Origin of the sequence: Streptomyces sp. NPDC020875, from assembly GCF_040641415.1 — a bacterium.
In the GTDB taxonomy this organism is placed as follows: domain Bacteria; phylum Actinomycetota; class Actinomycetes; order Streptomycetales; family Streptomycetaceae; genus Streptomyces.
The window spans coordinates 42,930-64,531 of sequence record NZ_JBFADP010000049.1 but is presented as its reverse complement, the minus strand read 5'-3'; the positions used below and the strand labels follow the sequence as shown (position 1 = coordinate 64,531).

The 21,602-nt window shown below is 72.8% G+C and carries 18 protein-coding genes; 12 read left to right on the top strand and 6 right to left on the bottom strand.

What is annotated here, in order from left to right:
• Positions 1-375 precede the first annotated feature (375 nt).
• Positions 376-2,802 carry a Tex family protein gene (locus AB0G74_RS25820; RefSeq protein ID WP_361150531.1) on the bottom strand — a complete coding sequence of 809 codons (2,427 nt, stop codon included), beginning with the start codon at positions 2,800-2,802 and terminating at the stop codon, positions 376-378.
• 149 nt (positions 2,803-2,951) lie between these two features.
• On the opposite strand from AB0G74_RS25820, the gene AB0G74_RS25815 reads away from it, so the two are divergent.
• The 3 genes from AB0G74_RS25815 (at position 2,952) to AB0G74_RS25805 (ending at position 6,717) form a co-directional block, all read left to right on the top strand.
• Positions 2,952-4,397 carry a CoA transferase gene (locus tag AB0G74_RS25815; RefSeq protein WP_361150529.1) on the top strand — a complete coding sequence of 482 codons (1,446 nt, stop codon included), beginning with the start codon at positions 2,952-2,954 and terminating at the stop codon, positions 4,395-4,397.
• Between the two features lie 602 nt (positions 4,398-4,999).
• Positions 5,000-5,965 (top strand): GlxA family transcriptional regulator, encoded by a 966-nt coding sequence (locus tag AB0G74_RS25810; RefSeq protein ID WP_361150527.1) that lies wholly within the window; start codon positions 5,000-5,002, stop codon positions 5,963-5,965.
• A gap of 116 nt (positions 5,966-6,081) precedes the next feature.
• Positions 6,082-6,717 carry a DJ-1/PfpI family protein gene (locus AB0G74_RS25805; protein WP_361150524.1) on the top strand — a complete coding sequence of 212 codons (636 nt, stop codon included), beginning with the start codon at positions 6,082-6,084 and terminating at the stop codon, positions 6,715-6,717.
• Between the two features lie 28 nt (positions 6,718-6,745).
• Here the strand turns inward: AB0G74_RS25805 and AB0G74_RS25800 are convergent, their stop codons facing one another.
• Positions 6,746-7,561, bottom strand: coding sequence for an enoyl-CoA hydratase/isomerase family protein (locus tag AB0G74_RS25800; protein ID WP_361150521.1), 816 nt, complete (start codon positions 7,559-7,561; stop codon positions 6,746-6,748).
• A 65-nt stretch (positions 7,562-7,626) separates the two neighbouring features.
• Here AB0G74_RS25800 and AB0G74_RS25795 point away from each other — a divergent pair, with 65 nt between their 5' ends.
• Together AB0G74_RS25795 and AB0G74_RS25790 are read left to right on the top strand one after the other, a co-directional pair.
• Positions 7,627-8,232, top strand: a complete 606-nt coding sequence (locus AB0G74_RS25795) for a DUF308 domain-containing protein (protein WP_361150519.1) — start codon at positions 7,627-7,629, stop codon at positions 8,230-8,232.
• Between the two features lie 180 nt (positions 8,233-8,412).
• A complete protein-coding gene (locus AB0G74_RS25790; RefSeq protein WP_361150517.1) occupies positions 8,413-8,895 on the top strand; it encodes an ATP-binding protein in 483 nt (160 codons plus the stop codon).
• Positions 8,896-8,944: 49 nt separating this feature from the next.
• On the opposite strand, the gene gap is transcribed toward AB0G74_RS25790, so the two are convergent.
• The 4 genes from gap to AB0G74_RS25770 all read right to left on the bottom strand — a co-directional run bounded on the left by gap (position 8,945) and on the right by AB0G74_RS25770 (position 13,322).
• Complete coding sequence (gene gap / locus AB0G74_RS25785; protein ID WP_361150515.1) at positions 8,945-9,943, bottom strand: type I glyceraldehyde-3-phosphate dehydrogenase; 999 nt, start codon at positions 9,941-9,943, stop codon at positions 8,945-8,947.
• A gap of 138 nt (positions 9,944-10,081) precedes the next feature.
• Positions 10,082-11,038, bottom strand: a complete 957-nt coding sequence (locus AB0G74_RS25780; RefSeq protein WP_361150512.1) for a helix-turn-helix domain-containing protein — start codon at positions 11,036-11,038, stop codon at positions 10,082-10,084.
• A gap of 471 nt (positions 11,039-11,509) precedes the next feature.
• Positions 11,510-12,124 (bottom strand): isopentenyl-diphosphate Delta-isomerase, encoded by a 615-nt coding sequence (gene idi, locus AB0G74_RS25775; protein ID WP_358824646.1) that lies wholly within the window; start codon positions 12,122-12,124, stop codon positions 11,510-11,512.
• Positions 12,125-12,380: 256 nt separating this feature from the next.
• Positions 12,381-13,322: a cation diffusion facilitator family transporter gene (locus AB0G74_RS25770; RefSeq protein WP_361150508.1), complete on the bottom strand. Its 942-nt coding sequence runs from the start codon at positions 13,320-13,322 to the stop codon at positions 12,381-12,383.
• A gap of 475 nt (positions 13,323-13,797) precedes the next feature.
• On the opposite strand from AB0G74_RS25770, the gene AB0G74_RS25765 reads away from it, so the two are divergent.
• The 7 genes from AB0G74_RS25765 to hpnC all read left to right on the top strand — a co-directional run bounded on the left by AB0G74_RS25765 (position 13,798) and on the right by hpnC (position 21,595).
• Positions 13,798-15,630 (top strand): DUF5941 domain-containing protein, encoded by a 1,833-nt coding sequence (locus AB0G74_RS25765; RefSeq protein WP_361150537.1) that lies wholly within the window; start codon positions 13,798-13,800, stop codon positions 15,628-15,630.
• Positions 15,627-16,364 carry a phosphocholine cytidylyltransferase family protein gene (locus tag AB0G74_RS25760; protein ID WP_361150506.1) on the top strand — a complete coding sequence of 246 codons (738 nt, stop codon included), beginning with the start codon at positions 15,627-15,629 and terminating at the stop codon, positions 16,362-16,364. The genes AB0G74_RS25765 and AB0G74_RS25760 overlap by 4 nt, the downstream gene beginning before the upstream one ends.
• Positions 16,352-17,413, top strand: coding sequence for an iron-containing alcohol dehydrogenase family protein (locus AB0G74_RS25755; protein WP_358824643.1), 1,062 nt, complete (start codon positions 16,352-16,354; stop codon positions 17,411-17,413). Before AB0G74_RS25760 ends, AB0G74_RS25755 begins: the two co-directional genes overlap by 13 nt.
• Positions 17,391-18,170: a CDP-alcohol phosphatidyltransferase family protein gene (locus tag AB0G74_RS25750; protein ID WP_361150503.1), complete on the top strand. Its 780-nt coding sequence runs from the start codon at positions 17,391-17,393 to the stop codon at positions 18,168-18,170. Before AB0G74_RS25755 ends, AB0G74_RS25750 begins: the two co-directional genes overlap by 23 nt.
• A gap of 226 nt (positions 18,171-18,396) precedes the next feature.
• Positions 18,397-19,323, top strand: coding sequence for an ABC transporter permease (locus tag AB0G74_RS25745; protein ID WP_361150500.1), 927 nt, complete (start codon positions 18,397-18,399; stop codon positions 19,321-19,323).
• Positions 19,316-20,098 carry an ABC transporter ATP-binding protein gene (locus AB0G74_RS25740; RefSeq protein WP_361150498.1) on the top strand — a complete coding sequence of 261 codons (783 nt, stop codon included), beginning with the start codon at positions 19,316-19,318 and terminating at the stop codon, positions 20,096-20,098. The genes AB0G74_RS25745 and AB0G74_RS25740 overlap by 8 nt, the downstream gene beginning before the upstream one ends.
• A gap of 477 nt (positions 20,099-20,575) precedes the next feature.
• A complete protein-coding gene (gene hpnC, locus AB0G74_RS25735; protein ID WP_361150496.1) occupies positions 20,576-21,595 on the top strand; it encodes a squalene synthase HpnC in 1,020 nt (339 codons plus the stop codon).
• The last annotated feature ends 7 nt before the right edge of the window (positions 21,596-21,602 follow it).

Below are 21,602 nucleotides of genomic sequence, written 5' to 3'. Positions count from 1 at the left end.
CTCTCGTCGCCTTCGTAGAGAGGCGGGCCCCTTTTTCCCAGGGGCGGGGCCGGGGAGAGGCTTTTAGGGGCGCGGGGAACTGCGCGACAAGCCACGACGGTGGTGCGGACCGCGAACAACATCAGGCCGCCGGGCGAGACCCGGGGGTGTGGGCCTCACCCGGAGGGCCAAGGCGCTGGGGCCCCCATTGCCGAGGCATAGGTTGGGGGTCCCCCCCAATCGCCGGAGGCATAGGGGGAGGAACTGCGCGACAAGCCACGGGTTGGCCGCGGACCGCGAACAACACCAGGTCGCTGGGCGCAACCCGTCACGCGGTGCCCGGGACGACCGGGGCGCCGGGCCCCGAGGTGAGGACCCGGCACCGCGCCGGAAGCGTCAGCCGCGACCGCGGTCCCGGCCCGTGAGGCCCGCGCGGCGAAGGGCGTCCGCCATCGCGCTGTTAGCCGGGGGAGGGGCCTGGCGGTCACGGCCCCGGCCGGCACCGCCACCTCCGCCGCCCTGGCCCCCGCCACCTCCACCGCCGCGCCGCTGCTGACGCCCACCCCGGTCACCCCGGTCGCCGCGGTCCTCGCGTCCGCCCCGGTCACCGCCCTGACGCGGCGCCCGGCCGCCCGCCGCGTCGTCGTCGAGCCGCAGCGTGAGGGAGATCCGCTTCCGCGGGATGTCGACGTCGAGGACCTTCACCTTGACCACGTCACCCGGCTTCACCACGTCCCGGGGGTCCTTGACGAACGTCTTCGACATCGCCGACACATGGACCAGACCGTCCTGGTGGACACCGACGTCGACGAACGCGCCGAACGCGGCCACATTCGTCACCACGCCCTCCAGCACCATCCCCGCCGCCAGGTCGCCGATCTTCTCGACGCCCTCCTTGAAGGTGGCGGTACGGAACGCGGGCCGCGGGTCGCGCCCCGGCTTCTCCAGCTCCCGAAGGATGTCGGTGACCGTCGGCAGACCGAAGGTCTCGTCGACGAAGTCGTCGGCCCGCAGCGACCGCAGCGTGCCCGTGTCGCCGATCAGGGCCGCCACCTCCCCGCCGGTCGCCTTCACCATCCGACGGACCACCGGATACGCCTCCGGGTGGACGCTGGAGGCGTCCAGCGGATCGTCGCCGCCACGGATCCGGAGGAAGCCCGCGCACTGCTCGTACGCCTTCGGACCCAGCCGGGCCACGTCCTTCAGCGCCCGGCGGGAGCGGAACGGGCCGTTGGCGTCGCGGTGCGCCACGATGTTCTCGGCGAGCCCGGCGCCGATCCCCGACACCCGGGAGAGCAGCGGCGCCGAGGCCGTGTTGACGTCGACGCCGACGCCGTTCACACAGTCCTCGACGACCGCGTCGAGGGAGCGGGAGAGCTTCACCTCGGAGAGGTCGTGCTGGTACTGGCCGACGCCGATCGACTTGGGGTCGATCTTCACCAGCTCGGCCAGCGGGTCCTGGAGCCGCCGGGCGATCGACACCGCCCCGCGCAGGGAGACATCCAGTTCGGGCAGCTCCTGGGAGGCGAACGCGGACGCCGAGTAGACCGACGCCCCCGCCTCCGAGACCATCACCTTCGTCAGCCCCAGCTCCGGGTGGCGGGCGATCAGATCGGCCGCCAGCTTGTCCGTCTCCCGGGACGCGGTGCCGTTGCCGATTGCGACCAGTTCGACCGCGTACTCCTTCGCCAGCCGGGCCAGCGTCGCCAGGGACTCGTCCCAGCGGTTCGCCGGTACGTGCGGATGGATCGTGTCGACGGCCACCACCTTGCCCGTCGCGTCGACCACCGCCACCTTCACACCGGTCCGGAAACCGGGGTCGAGCCCGAGCGTGGCCCGGGTCCCCGCGGGCGCCGCCAGCAGCAGATCCCGCAGATTGGCCGCGAACACCCGGACGGACTCGTCCTCGGCGGCCGTCCGCAGCCGCAGCCGCAGATCGATCCCGAGATGGACCTGGATCCGGGTCCGCCACGCCCAGCGGACGGTGTCCCCGAGCCACTTGTCGCCCGGACGGCCCCGGTCGGCCACCCCGAAGCGGTGGGCGATCGCGTTCTCGTACGCCGTCGGGCCCGGGTCGTCGGAGGGCGCGTCCGGCTCCAGCGCCAGGTCCAGCACCTCCTCCTTCTCGCCCCGCAGCAGCGCCAGCACCCGGTGCGATGGCAGCTCCGTGAAGGGCTCCGCGAAGTCGAAGTAGTCGGCGAACTTGGCCGCCGGACCCTGGGTCGCGTCGCCCTTGCCCTCGCGGACCTTCGACGCCAGCCGCCCCCGGGACCACATGCGCTCACGCAGCTCACCGATCAGGTCGGCGTCCTCGGAGAACCGCTCGGTGAGGATCGCCCGGGCGCCCTCCAGCGCGGCGGCCGGATCAGCGACACCCTTCTCCGCGTCCACGAACGCCGCGGCGGCGGCCACCGGCTCCACCGACGGGTCCGTCAACAGGCCCTCGGCCAGTGGTTCGAGACCGGCCTCCCGGGCGATCTGCGCCTTCGTCCGCCGCTTCGGCTTGAACGGCAGATAGATGTCCTCCAGCCGTGCCTTGGTGTCGGCGGCCAGGATCCGGGCCTCCAGCGCCTCGTCCAGCTTGCCCTGCTCCCGTACGGAGTCCAGGATCGCCGACCGGCGCTCCTCCAGCTCCCGCAGATACCGCAGCCGCTCCTCCAGGGTGCGCAACTGGGCGTCGTCGAGCATCTCGGTCGCCTCTTTGCGGTACCGCGCGATGAAGGGCACGGTCGACCCGCCGTCCAGCAGCTCCACGGCTGCCCTGACCTGCCGTTCCCGTACGCCGAGCTCTTCGGCGATCCTGCCTTCGATGGACATCGTCACGGTTCCCCGACTCGCCTTCTGCTGCTGGCTGTGCTTGCGTCTGCATTGTGCCAAACGGCCCGCTTCCGCCGGGCCCGCGCCGCCGGAGAAGCCCCTTCCGGGTCGCCGCCGCCGCCCCGGGCACCCCGGCGGGCGGGAGACTGGACGCCATGACCACTCATCGGCGGAAACGGCCCGGACGGGCCGGCGGTACGACCACGGACCCGGCCACGGCGGCCGCCTGGACGGCGATCGGGGGCGGGCCGCTCACGGAACCGGTGACGTACGAACCGGCCCCCGGCGCCCTCGCCGCCCGGCTGCCGGTCCTGGAACTGGCCCGGGCCTGTGTCGGCGTCTGCTCCGTCGCGGCGGCCGAACTGCTGGCCCGGCGCTCCGGGACACCGGCCCCGGCCGTCCGGATCCACGAGGCCGCCGTCGCCACCGCCTTCGTGAGCGAGCGGCAGCTGCGGATCGACGGCCGGACCCCGACGTCCTTCGCCCCGCTCTCCGGCTTCTGGCCCGCCCGCGACGGCTGGGTCCGCACCCACGCCAACTACCCCCACCACCGCGCCCGGCTCCTGACCGCCCTCGGCATCCCCGATCCCGGCACCGGCGCCGGTGCCCGCACCGGCGACCAGGCGCTGACCGGGGCCGTCGCGGCGGAACTCGCCTCCCGTACGGCCCTGGAGGCCCAGGAGGCCGTCTACGCGGCGGGCGGCCTCGCGGTCGCCGTCGCACCCGGGCCCGTACCGTCGCCCGCCCGTACCCCCGGCGTTCCGCCCCTGGCCGGGATCGAGGCGCTGCCCGGCGGCGACCCCCGGCCCCTGCCGCCCGCCGCGCTCCCCGCCGACGGCGTACGCGTCCTCGATCTCACCCGGGTCATCGCCGGGCCCGTCGCCACCCGCACCCTCGCCCTCCTCGGCGCCGACGTCCTGCGCGTCGACCCGCCCCGACTGCCCGAGGACCCCGACGCCCACGCCGACACCGGGCTCGGCAAACGGTCGGCGCTGCTCGATCTGACCGACCCCTGCGACCGGTACGTCTTCGACGGACTCCTCGACTCCGCCGACGTCGTCGTCACCGGCTACCGGCCCGGCGCGCTCGACGCCCTCGGCCTCGGCCCGGCCGAACTCGCCGCCCGCCGCCCCGGACTGATCGTGGCCCGCCTCGACGCCTGGGGCGACCGGGGCCCGCTGGCCGGACGCCGCGGCTTCGACAGCCTGGTCCAGGCCGCCACCGGGATCGCCGTCGTGGAGGCGGCGGGCGGCGACCGCCCCGGCGTCCTCCCCGCCCAGGCCCTCGACCACGGCACCGGCTACCTCCTCGCGGCGGCCGTACTGCGCGCCCTGACCGACCGGCAGAGCACCGGCGCCGGACGGCTGATCCAACTCTCCCTGGCCGCCACCGCCGACTGGCTGCTCACCGGTATCCGCCCACCGCTCGACCCGCCCCCGGCCACCGTCCCGCCGCCGGACCCCGCGCCCTGGCTGACCGTCACCCCCTCGCCGTACGGCCCGCTCCGGCACGCCCTGCCCCCGGTCCACTACGCGGGCGCGCCCCGCACCTGGAGCCACCCCCCGGGCCACTGGGGCGCCGCCCCCGCGACCTGGCACTGACCCCCACCAAGTCCTTGGCTCTCCGGGTGAGGCCCCCGGACCCGGGCCGCGCCCGGCAGCCTGATCTTGTCGGCGGCCTGCGGCCCGCCTGTGGCTGGTCGCGCAGTTCCTCCCCCTATGCCTTCGGCGATGGGGGGACCCCCAGCGCCTTGGCCCTTCGGGTGAGGCCCCCGGACCCGGGTTCCGCTCGGCGCCCTGATGTTGTTCGCGGTCCGCACCAGCGTCGTGGCTTGTCGCGCAGTTCCCCGCGCCCCTAAATGCTCTCCCGAGCACTGCCCCTGAGGAGGGTGCCGGCCTCAGAGCTGCCGGGCTTCCTTCGCAAGGAAGGGTCAGGCGGAGGTGTTCAGGGGCGCGGGGAACTGCGCGACCAGCCACAGGCGGGCCGCAGACCGCCGACAGCGCCCCGGTCGCCGGGCGGGACCCGGGTATTTGGGCAGGGCTAGGGAGAGCTAATGCACAGGGGGCGGGACTGCGCGACCAGCCACTGACGGGCCGCGACCAACAGCAGGCCGCCGGGCGCAGCCGGGAGAGGCGCAAGGGATGGCAGGAAAGGTGGGGGACTGGTCATTGCGGCTACCCGCGGCCGTGCCGAGGATGGACACATGACCCAGCGCCCCGTACTCGTCGTCCTCTACGACGGCGTCCAGAGCCTCGATGTGACCGGCCCCGTCGAGGTCTTCGCCGGAGCGGGCTGGGCCGTCGGAGACGAGTCGGCCTATCCCGTGAGTACCGCCTCACCCGGCGGGCGGCCGGTCAGAACCGGCAGCGGGCTGACCCTGGTCCCCGATACCGACCTCGAATCCGCGCCCGTCCCGCACACCCTCGTCGTTCCCGGCGGCGCCGACTCCGTCGACAGCGCCCCCGAGGTCGTCGGCTGGCTGGGGGAGCGCGCGGCGGACGCCGAACGGCTGATGTCCGTCTGTACCGGGTCCTTCCTGCTGGCCGCCGCCGGGCTCCTCGACGGTCACCGGGCCACCACCCACTGGGCGTTCTGCGACGACTTCGCCCGACGCCATCCGAAGGTCGACGTCGACCCCGAACCCATCTTCGTCCGCGACGGCCGGATCGCCACCTCCGCCGGGGTGACCAGCGGAATCGATCTCGCCCTGGCCCTGGTCGAGGAGGACCACGGCCGGGCCGCCGCCCTCGCCGTCGCCCGCCATCTGGTGGTCTTTCTGCGCCGCCCGGGGAACCAGGCCCAGTTCAGCGCCCTGCTGGCGGCGCAGACCGCCCGTCGCGAACCCCTGCGCGACCTTCAGCGGTGGGTCGCCGAACACCCGGACGGCGATCTCTCCGTCGACGCTCTCGCCGCCCGGGCCCGGCTCTCCCCGCGCCACTTCGCCCGCGCCTTCCACGCCGAGACCGGGGTCACGCCCGGCCGCTATGTGGAGCGCGTACGGCTGGAACACGCCCGGCGGCTGCTGGAGGAGACCCCGCACGGCGTGGAGGAGGTCTCCCGGGCCAGCGGCTACGGCACCCCGGAGGCGATGCGCCGCGCGTTCGTCCGGAGCCTCGGTACGCCACCGGCGGAGTACCGGCGCCGCTTCCACGCCCCGCTCGCCCGCTGAGCGCCCCGGCCCTGGCGCCTTCCCGCCGTTCCTGTCCTTCCTTCAGGCGTGACGCCCTCCAGACGTCCACGTCCATTCCGCGATATGTCCGTATTTATATTCCGAAAGGCCGTGCCATGAAGATCGCCGTACTGCTCTACGACAACTTCACCACCCTCGACGCCGTCGGCCCCTATGAACTCCTCGGGCGGCTGCCCGGCGCCGAGACCGTCTTCGTCGGCAAGGAGACCGGTCCCGTACGGGGCGACCAGCGCTCCCTCGCCCTCGTCGCGGACCGTACCCTCGCCCAGGTCACCGATCCGGACATCGTGCTGGTCCCCGGCGGTCCGGGTGACCGGGCCGCGATGGCGGACGCGGAGATCACCGACTGGCTCCGCGCCGTCGACCGGACTTCGACCTGGACCACCTCGGTCTGCACCGGCTCCCTGGTACTGGGCGCCGCCGGACTGCTGAAGGGCCGCCGGGCCACCACGCACTGGCTCGCCATGGACGACCTCGCGGCGCTGGGCGCCGAGCCCTCGAAGGAACGGGTCGTCTTCGACGGCAAGTACGTCACCGCCGCCGGGGTCTCCTCCGGAATCGATATGGCGCTTCATCTGCTCGGCCGGATCGGCGGCGACGAACTGGCCCAGTCCGTCCAGCTGCTCACCGAGTACGACCCGCAGCCGCCGTACGACGCGGGCTCGCCCGACAAGGCGCCCGCGCACCTCGTCCGGCGGTGGCGCGAGGAGACCGGTGCCGCGCTGTCCTGAGCCGGTCCGGCCGTACGGCGCCCCGGTCTCAGACCGTCCAGGTGAAGCGGGGCGTACGGCCCTCCAGGAAGGCGGCGACCCCCTCCGCGGTGTCGCCGCCCGGGCGGGCCTGCTCGGCCGCGATCGCGGCCCAGTGGTCCGCCCGGTCCGTACGCCCCGCCACGAACTCCTTCGCCGCGGCCTGGGTGAGCCGGGAGCGGGCGGCCAGGGTCCGGGCGAAGGCGGCCACCCGGGGGCCCAGCTCCTCAGGGGGCAGCACCTCGTCCACCAGTCCGGTCCGCAGCGCCCTCGCGCTGTCGATCAGCTCGCCCGAGAACAGCAGGTACTTGGCGGCCGACGGGCCCACCAGCTTCACCAGCCGCCGGGTGGCGGACGGTGGATAGACCACGCCGAGCCGGGCCGGGGTCACCCCGAACCGGGCGTCCGACGCGGCGAACCGCAGATCGCACGCGGCGGCGAGCTGACAGCCGCCGCCGACGCAGTAGCCGCGGATCTCGGCCAGGGCCGGTTTGGGGAAGGCGGCCAGTGTCTCTTCGGCGAGAACGGCCAGCTCCTGCGGGGTCGGCTCCGCCCCGGCCGCCTCGGTCGGGGCGGTCGCGTCGGTCTCCCCGTCGCGCAGGGACGCGATGTCCGCGCCCGCGCAGAACGTCCCGCCCTCACCCGTCAGGACCATCACCCGTACGGCGGGATCCGCCGCCAGCCGCTCCAGCAGCGGGGGCAGCGCCCGCCACATCCCGGTCGTCATGGCGTTCCGCTTCGCCGGGCGGTCGATCACGACCGTCGCCACGCCGTCGGCGATGCCGCACCCGATCCGGGGCTCCGGTACCGAGCCGGTCGTCTCCATGCGCCGGATGCTATCCGCCCCGGCCGGGCCTACGATCAGGAAGGGGTGCGAGGAGGCGGAACGCCATGTCCGGTACCACCCGCGATCCCGGGCCGACGGAGCCCCGGAAGCTGAAGCGGAGCTTCGGTCTGCTCACCGTGCTCGGCTCGATCCTGGTACTCGCCGGGATCGTCGGGCTCGTCTACACCGGCGTCGCGACCCTGACGTCGATGCTGCTCTTCGGCTGGCTGCTGCTGATCGGCGGGCTCGTCGGCCTGGTGCACGCGGTCCAGTCCCGGGGCAGCGACTACTTCTGGCTGGCCGTGGTGGTCGCCGCCCTGAACATCGCCGCCGGGATCGTGGTGATCCGCCATCCCACCGGCTCCGCCGAGACCCTGACCCTCTTCGCGGCCCTGCTCTTCCTCACCGGCGGGCTCTTCCGGCTGATGGGCAGTCTGGTGGTCCGGGGCCCGCAGTTCGGCTGGATGCTCTTCCAGGGGGCCGTGGGCCTGGTCCTGGGCATCCTGGTGCTGGCGAACTGGCCGGAGAGCAGCCGCTATGTGCTCGGGCTCTTCTTCTCCCTCGCGCTTCTCTTCGACGGTCTGGGCCTGATCGCCATCGGCGTCGGCGGGCGCCGGATCGTCCAGTTGGTCACCGAACCCGGCGAACCCGGCGACCCGCGGAGGTTCTGACCGGGGATACGGTCAGGGACGGCCCCCCGGCCGCCGGGGTCGTACCGACCCGGTCAAAAGCCGTCGATTGACAATGACTTCCGGTCAGCCCGGCGGCGGGTACCGGCGCCCCGCGACACTGGTCCCCCCGGAGTCAGTGGGCAGCGGACATGGCGCAGCGCCATGGGTGGGAGTCGATCGATGGAGAGCCGCGGCAGCGTGCCGGTCCGGCCCGCGGAACCGTACGGGGGCCCCGTGGCCGGGGAGGGGGTCTGGCGCTTCACCGCGCCGACCGTCGAATCCTCGGTCCCCGAGGCCAGACGCGCGGTCCGGGAGCTGCTCGAACGGCAGGGCGTCCCCCTGTGGGGCGCGGTCGGCGACACCGTACAGGGACTGCTGCTGATCGTCTCCGAGCTGGTCACCAATGTGGTCAAACACGCCGTACTGCTCTCGCCCGAGCTGGTCGTCGAGGTGGCGCTCGGCCGGAACCTGGTCAGGGTCTCGGTCGAGGACAACCACCCCTACCGGCCCACGGCGCTGGAGGCCGAGTGGGGCCAGACCGGCGGCCGGGGGCTGCTGCTGGTACGGGAGGTCACCCGGGAGGCCGGGGGACGCTGCGATGTCGAGCACACTGCCTCCGGAGGCAAGGTGATCTGGGCGGAGCTGCCGCTGGGCCGGTTCTGAACCGGCCCGGCGACACGCCCCCCGGCGACTCCCCGCGGCCCGGACGGGTTCAGCCCCGGGCGAGCAGCTCCAGGGTGTCGATCACCCGGTGCGAGAAGCCCCACTCGTTGTCGTACCAGGCGACCACCTTGATGTGGCGCCCGTCGACCCGGGTGAGGGCCGAGTCGAAGATCGAGGACGCCGGGTTGCCGGTGATGTCGGAGGAGACCAGCGGGTCCTCCGAGTACTCCAGGATCCCCGCCAGCGGGCCGTCCGCCGCCGTGCGATAGGCGGCCAGGACCTCCTCGCGCGTCACATCGCGGGCCACGGTCGTATTCAGTTCGACGATCGAGCCGACCGGGACCGGGACCCGGATCGAGTCGCCCGACAGCTTCCCGTCGAGGTTCGGCAGGACGAGTCCGATCGCCTTGGCAGCACCGGTCGTCGTCGGCACGATATTGACCCCGGCGGCCCGCGCCCGGCGCGGATCGCGGTGCGGGCCGTCCTGCAGGTTCTGCTCCTGGGTGTAGGCGTGCACCGTCGTCATGAAGCCGTGCTCGATCCCGGCGAGCCCGTCGAGGACGGCGGCCAGCGGGGCGAGCGCGTTGGTGGTGCAGGAGGCGTTGGAGACGATGGTGTGCGCCGCCGGGTCGTAGGCGTCGGAGTTGACGCCGTACGCCAGGGTGATGTCGGCCCCGTCCGACGGCGCCCCGACCAGGACCTTCGACGCGCCCGCGATCAGATGGGCCCGGGCCGCCGCCGCCGAGGTGAAACGGCCGGTGGCCTCCAGGACGACATCGATGCCCAGCTCGCCCCAGGGCAGCTTCACGGGCTCGCGTTCGGCGAGCACCCGGATCCGGCGGCCGTCGACCACGAGGGTGTCGCCGTCGACGGTGACGGGGCGGCCGAGCCGGCCCGCCGTGGTGTCGAAGGCCAGCAGCCGGGCGAGTACGGCAGGCTCGGTGAGGTCGTTGACCGCGACCACCTCCAGCTCGCTCTCCCGCTCCAGCAGGGCGCGCAGCACATTGCGTCCGATCCGGCCGAATCCATTGATGGCGATACGAGTCATGGCTATGTCCCCTCGTCCCGGTGTCCCGGTGTTTCCGTCGTCCCGTCCAGGTTCGTCGGCCGGACCGGACGCGGACAGCGGCACGACCGCCACGATCCGCAAGGATCGTGACACCCGGCCCCGGCGCACCGGCCCGGCTCACTCGCCCCCGGCGAAGGTGCGCCGGTACTCGCTCGGAGTCGTACCGAGGACGCGCTGGAAGTGCAGCCGCAGATTGGCGCCGGTACCGAGTCCGACCTCGGCGGCGATCTGCTCGACGCTCAGCTCCGACCGCTCCAGCAGCTCCCGGGCCCGGTCGACCCGGGCCCTGGTCACCCACTGCATCGGGGTGTAGCCGGTCTCCTTGACGAAACGCCGGGAGAACGTCCGCGGCGAGACCGCCGCGTGCCGGGCGAGCACCTCCAGACCGAGCGGTTCGCCGAGCCGGTGCAGCGCCCACTCGCGGGTGGCGGCGAACCGCTCGCCCTGCGGTTCCGGCACGCTCCGCGGTACGTACTGGGCCTGGCCGCCGCTGCGGTAGGGGGCGGCGACCAGCCGCCGCGCGGCGTGGTTCGACGCGCCCACGCCCAGCTCGCCGCGGATGATGTGCAGACAGAGGTCGATACCCGACGCGGCGCCCGCCGACGTCAGTACGGTGCCCTCGTCGACGAAGAGGACGTTCTCGTCGACCCGGATCCGCGGGTACTTCCGGGCCAGCGCGCGGGTGTAGTGCCAGTGCGTGGTGGCCCGCCGGTCGTCCAGCAGTCCGGTGGCGGCGAGGGCGAAGGCGCCCGTCGAGATGGCGGCGAGCCGGGCGCCCCGGTCATGGGCGGCGACCAGCGCCGCCACGACCCGGGGCGGCGGGTCGTCGCGGTCCGGGAACCGGTAGCCGGGGACGAAGACCAGATCGGCCCAGGCCAGCGCTTCCAGACCATGGGCGACGGCGTACGAGAGACCGTCGCCGCCGGTGACGAGGCCGGGGGCGGCGGCGCAGACCCGTACTTCGTACGGCATGCTCGCCCGGGTCGTGAACACCTGTGCGGGGATGCCCACGTCGAGCGGTTTCGCACCGTCGAGTACGAGGACGGCGACGCGGTGCAGAGGGGATTCGGGCACGGCCCCAGGGTAAGGACCGTCGTCGGCCGCCGCCGGTACGGAGCCGCGCCGTGGGCTGCGCCCGGCGGCCTGGTGTTGTTCGTGGTCCGCGACCCGGCCGCGCGGTTCCGCCCCCTATGCCTTCGGCGATGGGGGCCACAGCGCCTTGGCCCTCCACGGCGTCGCCGAAAGACCCGGGCCGCGCCCGGCAGCCTGATGTTGTCGGCGGTCTGTACCACCGTCGTGGCTGGTCGCGCAGTTCCCCGCGCCCCTGGTTGCCCTGCTGGCCGCCCTCCGAAAGAGGCAGGCCCCTCTCACCGGAGGCGAGGCCCTTTCAGGGGCGGTGCTTGGGAGAGCACTAGGCGGCGCTGGGGGTCCCCCCCATCGCCGAAGGCATAGGGGGCGGAACTGCGCGACCAGTCACAGGCGGGCTGCGGCTGAACGGAGGGCACGGCCGGGTCTCGTGGATCCCGGCGGGCGACCGCCCCCGCGTCACCAGCCCCCGGCCGGTCCCGTCAGCTCGCGGATCGCCGGGCGGGCCGCGTCCAGGACCGTCATGAACCAGGCGGAGAAGGGCGCCGCGGCATGCCGCTCGGCCAGTTCGGCCGGGGTGACGAAGACCGTCTCGCCGACCTCCTCCGGGTCCGGGTCCGGTGCCGACTGCACCATGCCGACGAAGAGGTGGTTGTACTCCTGCTCCACCAGGCCCGACGCCGGGTCGGGGTGGTTGTAGCGCACGGTCCCGGCCTCGGCCATGAGCGACGGCGAGACCCCCAGCTCCTCGTGGGTGCGCCGGGCGGCGGCGGCGAACGGCGCCTCGCCGGGGTAGGGGTGCCCGCAGCAGGTGTTGGACCAGACACCGGGGGAGTGGTACTTCCCCAGCGCCCGGCGCTGGATCAGCAGCCGTCCCCGCTCGTCGAAGAGGAAGACGGAGAACGCCCGGTGCAGCCTGCCCGGCGGCTGGTGCGCGGAGAGCTTCTCCGCGGTGCCGATGGTGGTGCCGTCTTCGTCGACCAGTTCGAGCATGATCGCCGGTGACGCGTCGGACGCGTCGGGCGACGCTCCCGGAGACGCGCTGTTCGGGGCGGTGGCTGGTGAGGTCGGCATAACCATCCTTCGCATCGGTGCTCGGCCCTGGAGGCCCGCCCAGTCTGCCGTACAAAAGCGGCTTGTCCGCACTTCGGCCGACCGGGCATGTCCCTGTCGGCGCACCCGCGCCGGGCGCGCGGGGCCCGTACGGGGCGCGCCCGCGACCCCCGGAAACCGGATCGTGCCCCGGCCCGGCCCGCCGGAACCCCGGGACGGATGTCGAACTGATGAACCGATCATCCGACCGGCGCACCGCCCGGGGTCCGCCGGGGGGTCAGTGGCAGAGCTTGGCCTCGTGTTCCGCGTGCCCGACCGGTTCGAGCTGGAAGGTGCAGTGTTCCACGTCGAAGTGATCACCCAGGCAGCCCTGGAGATCATGGAGCATCCGCTCGTGCCCCACCGCGTCCAGGGTGTCCTGGGAGACGACGACATGCGCCGAGAGGACCGGCATCCCGGAGGTGATGGTCCAGGCGTGCAGATCGTGGACGTCCTCCACCCCGGGCAGCTCCAGGATGTGGCGGCGTACCTCGGCCATGTCGACGTCCTTGGGCGCCGCCTCCAACAGGACGTTCACGGTCTCCCGGAGCAGCTTCACGGTCCTGGGCACGATCATCAGCCCGATCGCCAGCGACGCGATCGGGTCGGCGGCCTGCCAGCCGGTGGTCAGGATGATCACGGCCGACACCAGGACCGCTACGGAGCCCAGGGCGTCGTTCAGTACCTCCAGATAGGCGCCGCGGACATTGAGGCTGTCCTTCTGGCCGCGCATCAGCAGGGAGAGGGAGATGATGTTGGCGATCAGGCCCACCAGGGCGAAGGCGATGGTGAGGCCGCTCTTGGTCTCGGCCGGGGTGATGAACCGCTGGATCGCCTCGTAGAGCAGGAAGGCGCCCACGCCGAGCAGCAGCAGACTGTTGGCCAGCGCCGCCAGGATCTCGGCCCGGGCCAGTCCGAAGGTGCGATTGGTGCTCGGGGGCCGGTTCGCGAAGTGGATCGCCAGCAGGGCCATGGTCAGCCCGATGCCGTCGGTCGCCATGTGCGCGGCGTCCGCGACCAGGGCGAGCGAGCCGGTGACGATGCCGCCGATGATCTCCAGGACCATCACGCTGAGGGTGATGGTCAGCGCGATCCGTAGCCGCCCCTTGTAGGCGGCCGCGGCCGTCCCGGTCGGCGGCGGCCCGCCGTGGGTATGTCCGTGATCGTGCCCAGCCCCCATGAAAACGGCCTCCAGATCGTGGTGGGAATCGCCCTGCCGAACCTCAGTGAACTACGGGTGGGGGGTATCGGGCAACACGGCACTGAACACCGTTGTCATTCCCCTGACCTGCGGAAATGATGTTCAGTACGGCTTGGCGGAAGATCCCAGGCCACGGTGGCGGAGGGGATGGTTCCGGGTCCGCCGCGGCATTCCGCCGAGGGCTTCTCCCGGCTGTCCGGCACACCCGTTGACGCCCTCTTGTGTCCGGTGCGTGAAGAAGGAGGGGGCCACGGTTTGTCGCGGCGGCCGGGATCGACAATGATGATCTCCGGACGGGGTCCGCGGGGGGCCGGTACGTACCGCGCGGGGCGCGAGCGGCCGGGTGAACTCCCGTTCCCGTACATCCGATAGCCTCTGCCGACGAGCCGCCGCCCGTGCGTCACGGGCCGAGCCGCCGCGCAACCACACCCTCGGTTCCAAGGAGTGAGTTCGTCTGTCGACCGCCATCCTCACCGGTCCGCCCGTGCCCGGATCGTCGCTCGAGGGCGATCTGCGGTCGCTGGGCTTCGACGTCCGGGTCTCGCCGGGACCCGACGAGACGGCCGCGCTGCTGGCCGCCGTCCCCTCCGCCGACCGGGTCGCGGTCGTGGACTCCCGCTTCGTCGGGCACGTCCACTCCCTGCGCCTCGCGCTCACGGACCCCCGCTTCCCCGTCGCCGCCGTCCCCGGAGCCGTCACGGCGCAGGCCGAGGCCCGGGCCGCGCTGACCGGGGCCCTGACCACCGGGCCCGCCGCCGGAGACACCCCGGCCGCCGACGGAGCCGTACGCACCTCGGAACGGGCCGGTACGCTCCCCGACGCCCTCGCGGCCGCGATCGAGGAGTCCGGTACCGCCGTCCACCGGCCCGAGCTGGGCTCGCTGGTCGCCACCGTCCCCGAGGACCCGCAGGCCCGCAACGAGGCCCGGCAGGCCGTCGCCTCCGTCGACGACGAGGCCGTCCGGCTGCGCTCGGCGGTCAAGGCCAGGGACGGCTTCTTCACCACGTACGCGATCAGCCCGTACTCCAAGTATGTGGCCCGCTGGTGCGCCCGCCGGGGCCTCACGCCCAACCAGGTCACCACCGCGTCCCTGATCACCGCCCTGATCGCGGCCGGGGCCGCGGCCACCGGCACCCGCGGCGGCTTCGTCGCCGCCGGAGTACTGCTGCTGCTCTCCTTCGTCCTGGACTGTGCCGACGGACAGCTCGCCCGGTACTCCCTCCAGTACTCCACGATGGGCGCCTGGCTCGACGCCACCTTCGACCGGGCCAAGGAGTACGCGTACTACGCCGGGCTCGCCCTCGGCGCCGCCCGCGGCGGCGACGACGTCTGGGCGCTGGCCCTGGCCGCCATGGTCCTCCAGACCGTCCGCCATGTGGTCGACTTCTCCTTCAACGAGGCCAACCACGACGCGGTCTCCAACACCAGCCCCACCGCCGCGCTCTCCGACCGGCTCGACAGCGTCGGCTGGACCGTCTGGGTCCGCCGGATGATCGTGCTGCCGATCGGTGAGCGCTGGGCCATGATCGCCGTCCTCACCGCCGTCACCACCCCCCGGATCGTCTTCTACGCCCTGCTGATCGGCTGCGCGCTCGCCGCCTGCTACACCACGGCGGGACGGCTGCTGCGCTCGGTGACCCGTAAGGCGCACCGCACCGACCGGGCCGCTCAGGCGCTGGCCGACCTCGCCGACTCCGGGCCGCTGGCCGAGGCCGTGGCCCGCGCCGGGCGGGCCGTCGTCGCCAAGCTGCCCGCCCTCGCCGCTCCGGTGCTCGCCCTGCTCGGCGGCGCCGCCGTGGTCACCACCGCGGCCCTCGCCGACTACGGCTCCTGGGCCCCCGTCGCCGCGGCCGGGCTCTACGTACTGACCTCCGGCCTCGCCGTCGCCCGCCCCCTCAAAGGCTCCCTCGACTGGCTGGTCCCCCCGGTCTTCCGGGCCGCCGAGTACGGCACGATCCTCGCCGTCGCCGTCCGCGCCGACGCCCCCGGGGCGCTGCCCGCGGCCTTCGGCCTGGTCGCGGCGGTCGCCTACCATCACTACGACACGGTGTACCGCATCCGTGGCGGCTCCGGCGCGCCCCCGCGCCTGCTGGTCCGGCTGACCGCCGGGCACGAGGGCCGGACCCTGGTCACCACGTTGCTGGCAGCCCTGCTGACGGCCACAGACCTCACCATCGCGCTGACGGCGTTCGCGGTCGCCGTCGCCCTTGTGGTGCTGGTGGAGAGCATCCGCTTCTGGGTGTCCTCCGCGGCGCCCGCAGTACACGACGAAGGAGAACCCGCATGATCGGCCTCGTACTGGCAGCCGGCGCCGGACGGCGTCTGCGCCCCTACACCGACACCCTCCCGAAGGCCCTCGTGCCGGTCGACGGCGAGCGCGCCGTCCTCGACCTCACCCTGGCCAACTTCGCCGAGATCGGTCTCACCGAGGTCGCGATCGTCGTCGGCTACCGCAAGGAGGCCGTGTACGAGCGCAAGGAGGCGCTGGAGGCGAAGTACGGCCTGAAGCTCACCCTGATCGAGAACGACAAGGCCGAGGAGTGGAACAACGCCTACTCCCTCTGGTGCGCCCGTGACGTGCTGAAGCAGGGCGTGATCCTGGCCAACGGCGACACCGTCCACCCCGTCTCGGTCGAGCGTACGCTGCTGGCCGCCCGGGGCAACGGACAGAAGATCATCCTCGCCCTCGACACGGTGAAGAACCTCGCCGACGAGGAGATGAAGGTCGTCACCGAGGACGGCCTCGGCGTCCGCCGGATCACCAAGCTGATGGACCCGGCGACCGCAACCGGCGAGTACATCGGCGTCACCCTGATCGAGCCCGAGGCCGCCGAGGAGCTGGCCGACGCGCTGAAGACCACCTTCGAGCGCGACCCCGACCTCTACTACGAGGACGGCTACCAGGAGCTGGTGAACCGCGGCTTCACCGTCGACGTCGCCCCCATCGGGGACGTCACCTGGGTCGAGATCGACAACCACGACGACCTCGCGAAGGGCCGTGAGATCGCGTGCCAGTACTGACCCGGCTCATCCCCTCGCCGGTCGTCGTCGACATCCGGCCGGGGGCCCTCAACGAGCTGGCGGTCATCCTCGCCGATCAGCGGATCTCGTCCTCCGGCACGCTCGCGGTCGCCATCAGCGGCGGCTCCGGGCGGGCCCTGCGGGAGCGGCTGGAACCGGCGCTGCCCGGCGCCCACTGGTACGAGGTCGCGGGCGGCACCATCGACGCGGCCGTCAAGCTGGCCGACGAGATCAAGGGCAAGCGGTACGACGCGGTCGTCGGCCTCGGCGGCGGGAAGATCCTCGACGTAGCCAAGTACGCGGCGGCCCGGGTCGGCCTGCCGATGGTCGCGGTCGCCACCAACCTCGCCCACGACGGCATCTGCTCCCCGGTCGCCACCCTCGACAACGACAACGGGCGGGGCTCCTACGGGCTGCCCACCCCGATCGCGATCGTGATCGACCTCGATGTCATCCGGAACGCCCCGGCCCGCTACATCCGCTCCGGCATCGGCGACGCGGTCTCCAACATCTCCGCCATCGCCGACTGGGAACTGTCCCAGCGGATCAACGGCGAGAAGGTCGACGGACTGGCCGCCGCCATGGCCAGGACCGGGGGCGAGTCCGTACTGCGCCACCCCGGCGGCATCGGCGACGACGAGTTCCTGACCACCCTCGCCGAAGCCCTCGTCCTGACCGGGATCGCCATCTCGATCAGCGGCGACACCCGTCCGGCCTCCGGCGCCTGCCACGAGATCAGCCACGCCTTCGACCTGCTGTTCCCGCAGCGGGCCGCCAGCCACGGCGAGCAGGTCGGCCTCGGCGCCGCCTTCGCGATGTATCTCCGCGGCGACCACGAGCGGGCCGGTCTCTTCGCCGAGGTGCTCCGCCGCCACGAGCTTCCGGTCCGCCCCGAGGACATCGGGTTCGGCGTCGACGAGTTCGTCGAGGCGGTGGCGTACGCGCCGCAGACCCGGCCGGGCCGCTTCACCATCCTCGAACACCTCGACCTCGCCACCGACCAGATCAGGGACGCGTACGCCGACTATGCCAAGACCATCCGTAGCTGAGCTCCGCCCGGTCGTGCACCCGGAGGGTGTGAAGGACCGGCGCAGCGGAGAGCACTGGGCCGGCCGCCTCTACATGCGGGAGCTGTCCCTGCGGGTCGACCGCTATGTGGTCAACACCCGGATCACCCCCAACCAGCTCACGTACCTCATGGTCGTGGTGGGAGTGATAGGCGGTGCCGCGCTGCTGATCCCCGGACTCACCGGGGCGATCCTCGCGGCCGTGCTCTTCCAGATCTACCTGCTGCTCGACTGTGTCGACGGCGAGGTGGCCCGCTGGCGCAAGCAGACCTCCGTCACCGGGGTCTACCTGGACCGGATCGGCCACTACCTGTGCGAGGCCGCCCTGCTGGTCGGCTTCGGTATCCGGGGCGCCGACGTGTTCGGCGACGGCCGGGCCGAATGGCTCTGGGCGTTCCTCGGTACGGTCGCCGCGCTCGGCGCCATCCTGATCAAGGCCGAGACGGACCTGGTCGACGTGGCCCGGACCCGCAGCGGACTCGCCGCGGTCAAGGACGAGGCGTCCGTGCCCCGCTCCTCGGGCCTGGCACTGGCCCGCCGCGCGGCGGCGGCGCTCAAGTTCCACCGGCTCGTCGGCGGAATCGAGGCCAGCCTCTTCATTCTGGCGGCCGCGGTACTCGACCTGATCCAGGGCGACCTCTTCTTCACCCGCCTCGGGATCGCGATCCTCGCCGGGATCGCCGTCGTCCAGACCCTGCTGCACCTGGTCTCGATCCTCGCCTCCAGCCGGCTGAAGTGATCTCCGGCCCGCTCCCCCGCCCGGGGGAGCGGGCTCCGGCCGCCCCGTACGGCCGAACTGGTGAGCGATCCCGGGCCGGGGCCCGGGGCCGCCGTCCCGGCCGGGCCGCCCGCCCCGCCGCGATCTGACAAGCTGGGGGCCCGGAGGATCCCGGGCGCGCCGGACCCGTACCGGCCGCCCCGTGGCCGCGCCCCACCCGCCGCACCTCGAAGAGAGAGTTCCCCTCGTGAGCGACACAACCCCCGCCGGCGCGACGGCGACCGGTCGTACGTCCGTCGACGACGGACTGTCCCCGGCGCAGCTCGCCGCCAAGTACGGCCTCTCGGTCAGCGGCGCGCGGCCCACCCTGGTCCAGTACATCCGGCAGCTGTGGGGCCGGCGCCACTTCATCATGGCGTTCGCGCAGGCCAAGCTGACCGCGCAGTACAGCCAGGCGAAGCTGGGGCAGCTGTGGCAGGTCGTGACCCCGCTGCTGAACGCCGTCGTCTACTACCTGATCTTCGGGCTGATCCTGGACTCCGGCCGGGGCATGACCAGTGAGGTCTTCATTCCCTTCCTGGTCACGGGTCTCTTCGTCTTCACCTTCACCCAGAGCTCGGTGATGGCGGGCGTCCGGTCGATCTCCGGCAACATCGGCCTGGTCCGGGCGCTGCACTTCCCGCGGGCGTCCCTCCCCATCTCCCTCGCGCTCCAGCAGCTCCAGCAGCTGCTGGTCTCGATGATCGTGCTGGCCCTGGTCGCGGTGGCGTTCGGCAGCTACCCGTCGCTGTCGTGGCTGCTGATCGTGCCCGCCCTGGTGCTCCAGTTCTTCTTCAACACCGGTCTGGCGCTGATGATGGCGCGGGCCGGGGCGAAGACCCCCGACCTGGCGCAGCTGATGCCGTTCATCATGCGGACCTGGATGTACGCCTCCGGCGTGATGTTCTCCATCCCGGTGATGCTGGAGGACCACCCCGCCTGGATCGCCGAGCTGCTCCAGTGGAACCCGGCCGCCGTGTACATGGACCTGATCCGGTTCGCCCTGATCGACGGCTACGGCTCGCAGTACCTGCCGCCGCACATCTGGGCCTTCGCCCTCGGCTGGGCGGTCCTCTTCGGAGTCGCCGGGTTCGTCTACTTCTGGAAGGCCGAGGAGCGCTACGGCCGTGGCTGACGGCCCCTGCGGGCGCGTACCCACCGTCGTCGCCGACGACGTGCACATCGTCTACCGGGTCCGCGGCGCGGCATCCGGCCGGGGCGGCGCCACCGCCGCCCTGAGCCGGATGCTCGGCCGCGGCCGGGACGAGGCGCGCGGGGTGCGTACGGTGCACGCCGTCCGCGGGGTCAGCTTCACCGCCTACCGGGGTGAGGCGATCGGTCTGATCGGCTCCAACGGCTCCGGCAAGTCGACCCTGCTGCGGGCGATCGCCGGACTGCTGCCGACCGAGCGGGGCCGGGTCTACACGGACGGCGCTCCGACGCTGCTCGGGGTGAACGCGGCCCTGATGAGCGATCTGACGGGGGAGCGGAACGTGGTGCTCGGCGGGCTGGCGGCGGGGATGTCCCGGCGCCGGGTCCGGGAGCGCTACCAGGACATCGTCGACTTCTCCGGGATCAACGAGAAGGGCGACTTCATCAGTCTGCCGATGCGTACCTATTCCTCGGGGATGGGCGCCCGGCTGCGGTTCTCCATCGCCGCCGCCGAGAGTCATGACGTGCTGATGATCGACGAGGCGCTGGCCACCGGTGACCGCAGGTTCCGGATCCGCTCCGAGGAACGCATCCGTGAGCTGCGGGAACAGGCCGGTACGGTCTTCCTGGTCTCGCACAGCCTCGACTCCGTCCGGGACACCTGCGACCGGGTGCTCTGGCTGGAGCGGGGCGTACTGACGATGGACGGGCCCACCGAGCGGGTCCTGGCGGCGTACGAGGCCGAGACGGGCGCCTGACCCCGGCGGGACACGTCCGACGCGGCCCGGCCCCCCGCTGTGACATCCGGACGGGGGTCGTCCCGCGTCTATGTCTCCGGGGCCCGGATTCGCGCGTCCGGACCTGCCCGGACGCGTCCGGCGAGCCCCGTGCGGCCCGCCTTCCCGGTCCCGCCGACCACGGCCGGACCGGTTTCGACATGTGGTGGTGAGAGGATGGTCGATCACCGGTGCGGTGTGATGACGGTGACCACGGGGCCCCGGCTCGGCGCCCCGTGTTGTACGACGTAAGCTGGACCGGTGCCGAATCACGGCAAGTGGGGCGATCCGTCCCCGGCGCCCCTTCGGGAGGGCGGTCACCGCGTGGGAGCGAATCCCGGCGGCGTGTCCGAAATAGGATGGATTGGATCGGCAGTGTAGAACGGGGGATGTGACGGCAATGATCGACGATGTCCAGCTCCGTAAGGCTTTCGCCGTCCCCGCACCGGGCAGTCCCGGATGACCGGCCGCCCGCGCCACCGCGTGCCCCGTCCGGCGGACCCGGCCCGCGTCACCCGTACCGCCTCCGTCACCCGCTCCACCCTCGACAAGGCCGCGGCCGAGAACTTCCCCGTGGCGCCCTTCTTCCTGCCCGCCGCCTGGCGTGACGACCTGATGGCGCTCTACGGCTACGCCCGCCTGGTCGACGACATCGGCGACGGGGACCTCGACCCGGGCGGCGCGGACCTGCGCGCCCTCGGCCTGGCCCCCGGCGACCGGGACGACCGGATCGCCGTACTCGACGCGTTCGAGACCGATCTGCGACGCGCCTTCGCCGCGTCGGGCCGCCCGCTGCCCGCGCCCGTACCCGCGTCGGATTCCGATTCCGGCCCCGGCGACCCGGTGGCCGGACCGCCGCGCCATCCGCTGCTGCGCGCCCTGGTCCCCGTCATCCGTCGCCACGAACTGACCCCCGAGCCCTTCCTCGGCCTGATCGCCGCCAACCGGCAGGACCAGACCGTCGGCCGCTACCCCGACTACCGGGCCCTCGCCGACTACTGCGAACTCTCCGCCAACCCCGTCGGCAACCTCGTCCTCCAGGTCAGCGGCACACTGACCCCCGAACGGCTGCGCCGCTCCGACGCCGTCTGCACCGGCCTCCAGATCGTCGAGCACCTCCAGGACGTCCGCGAGGACCTCGGCCGGGACCGGATCTATCTGCCCGCCGACGACATGCGCCGCTTCCATGTCACCGAGGCCGATCTGGCCGCACCGACGGCCTCGGCCTCCGTCCGCAGCCTCCTCGCCTACCAGGCCGACCGGGCCCGGCGACTGCTGGAAGAGGGCATTCCGCTGGTCGGCGGTGTGCACGGCAGGCTACGGCTGCTGCTCGCCGGTTTCGTCGGCGGCGGACTCGCCGCCGTGGACGCGATCGCCGCCGCCGGATTCGACGTTCTGCCCGGACCGCCCAAGCCCGCGAAACCGCGGTTGCTGCGCTCCGTGGGGGCCGTGTTGCATCGAGCACGAGGAGAGGGGTGAGCAGGAC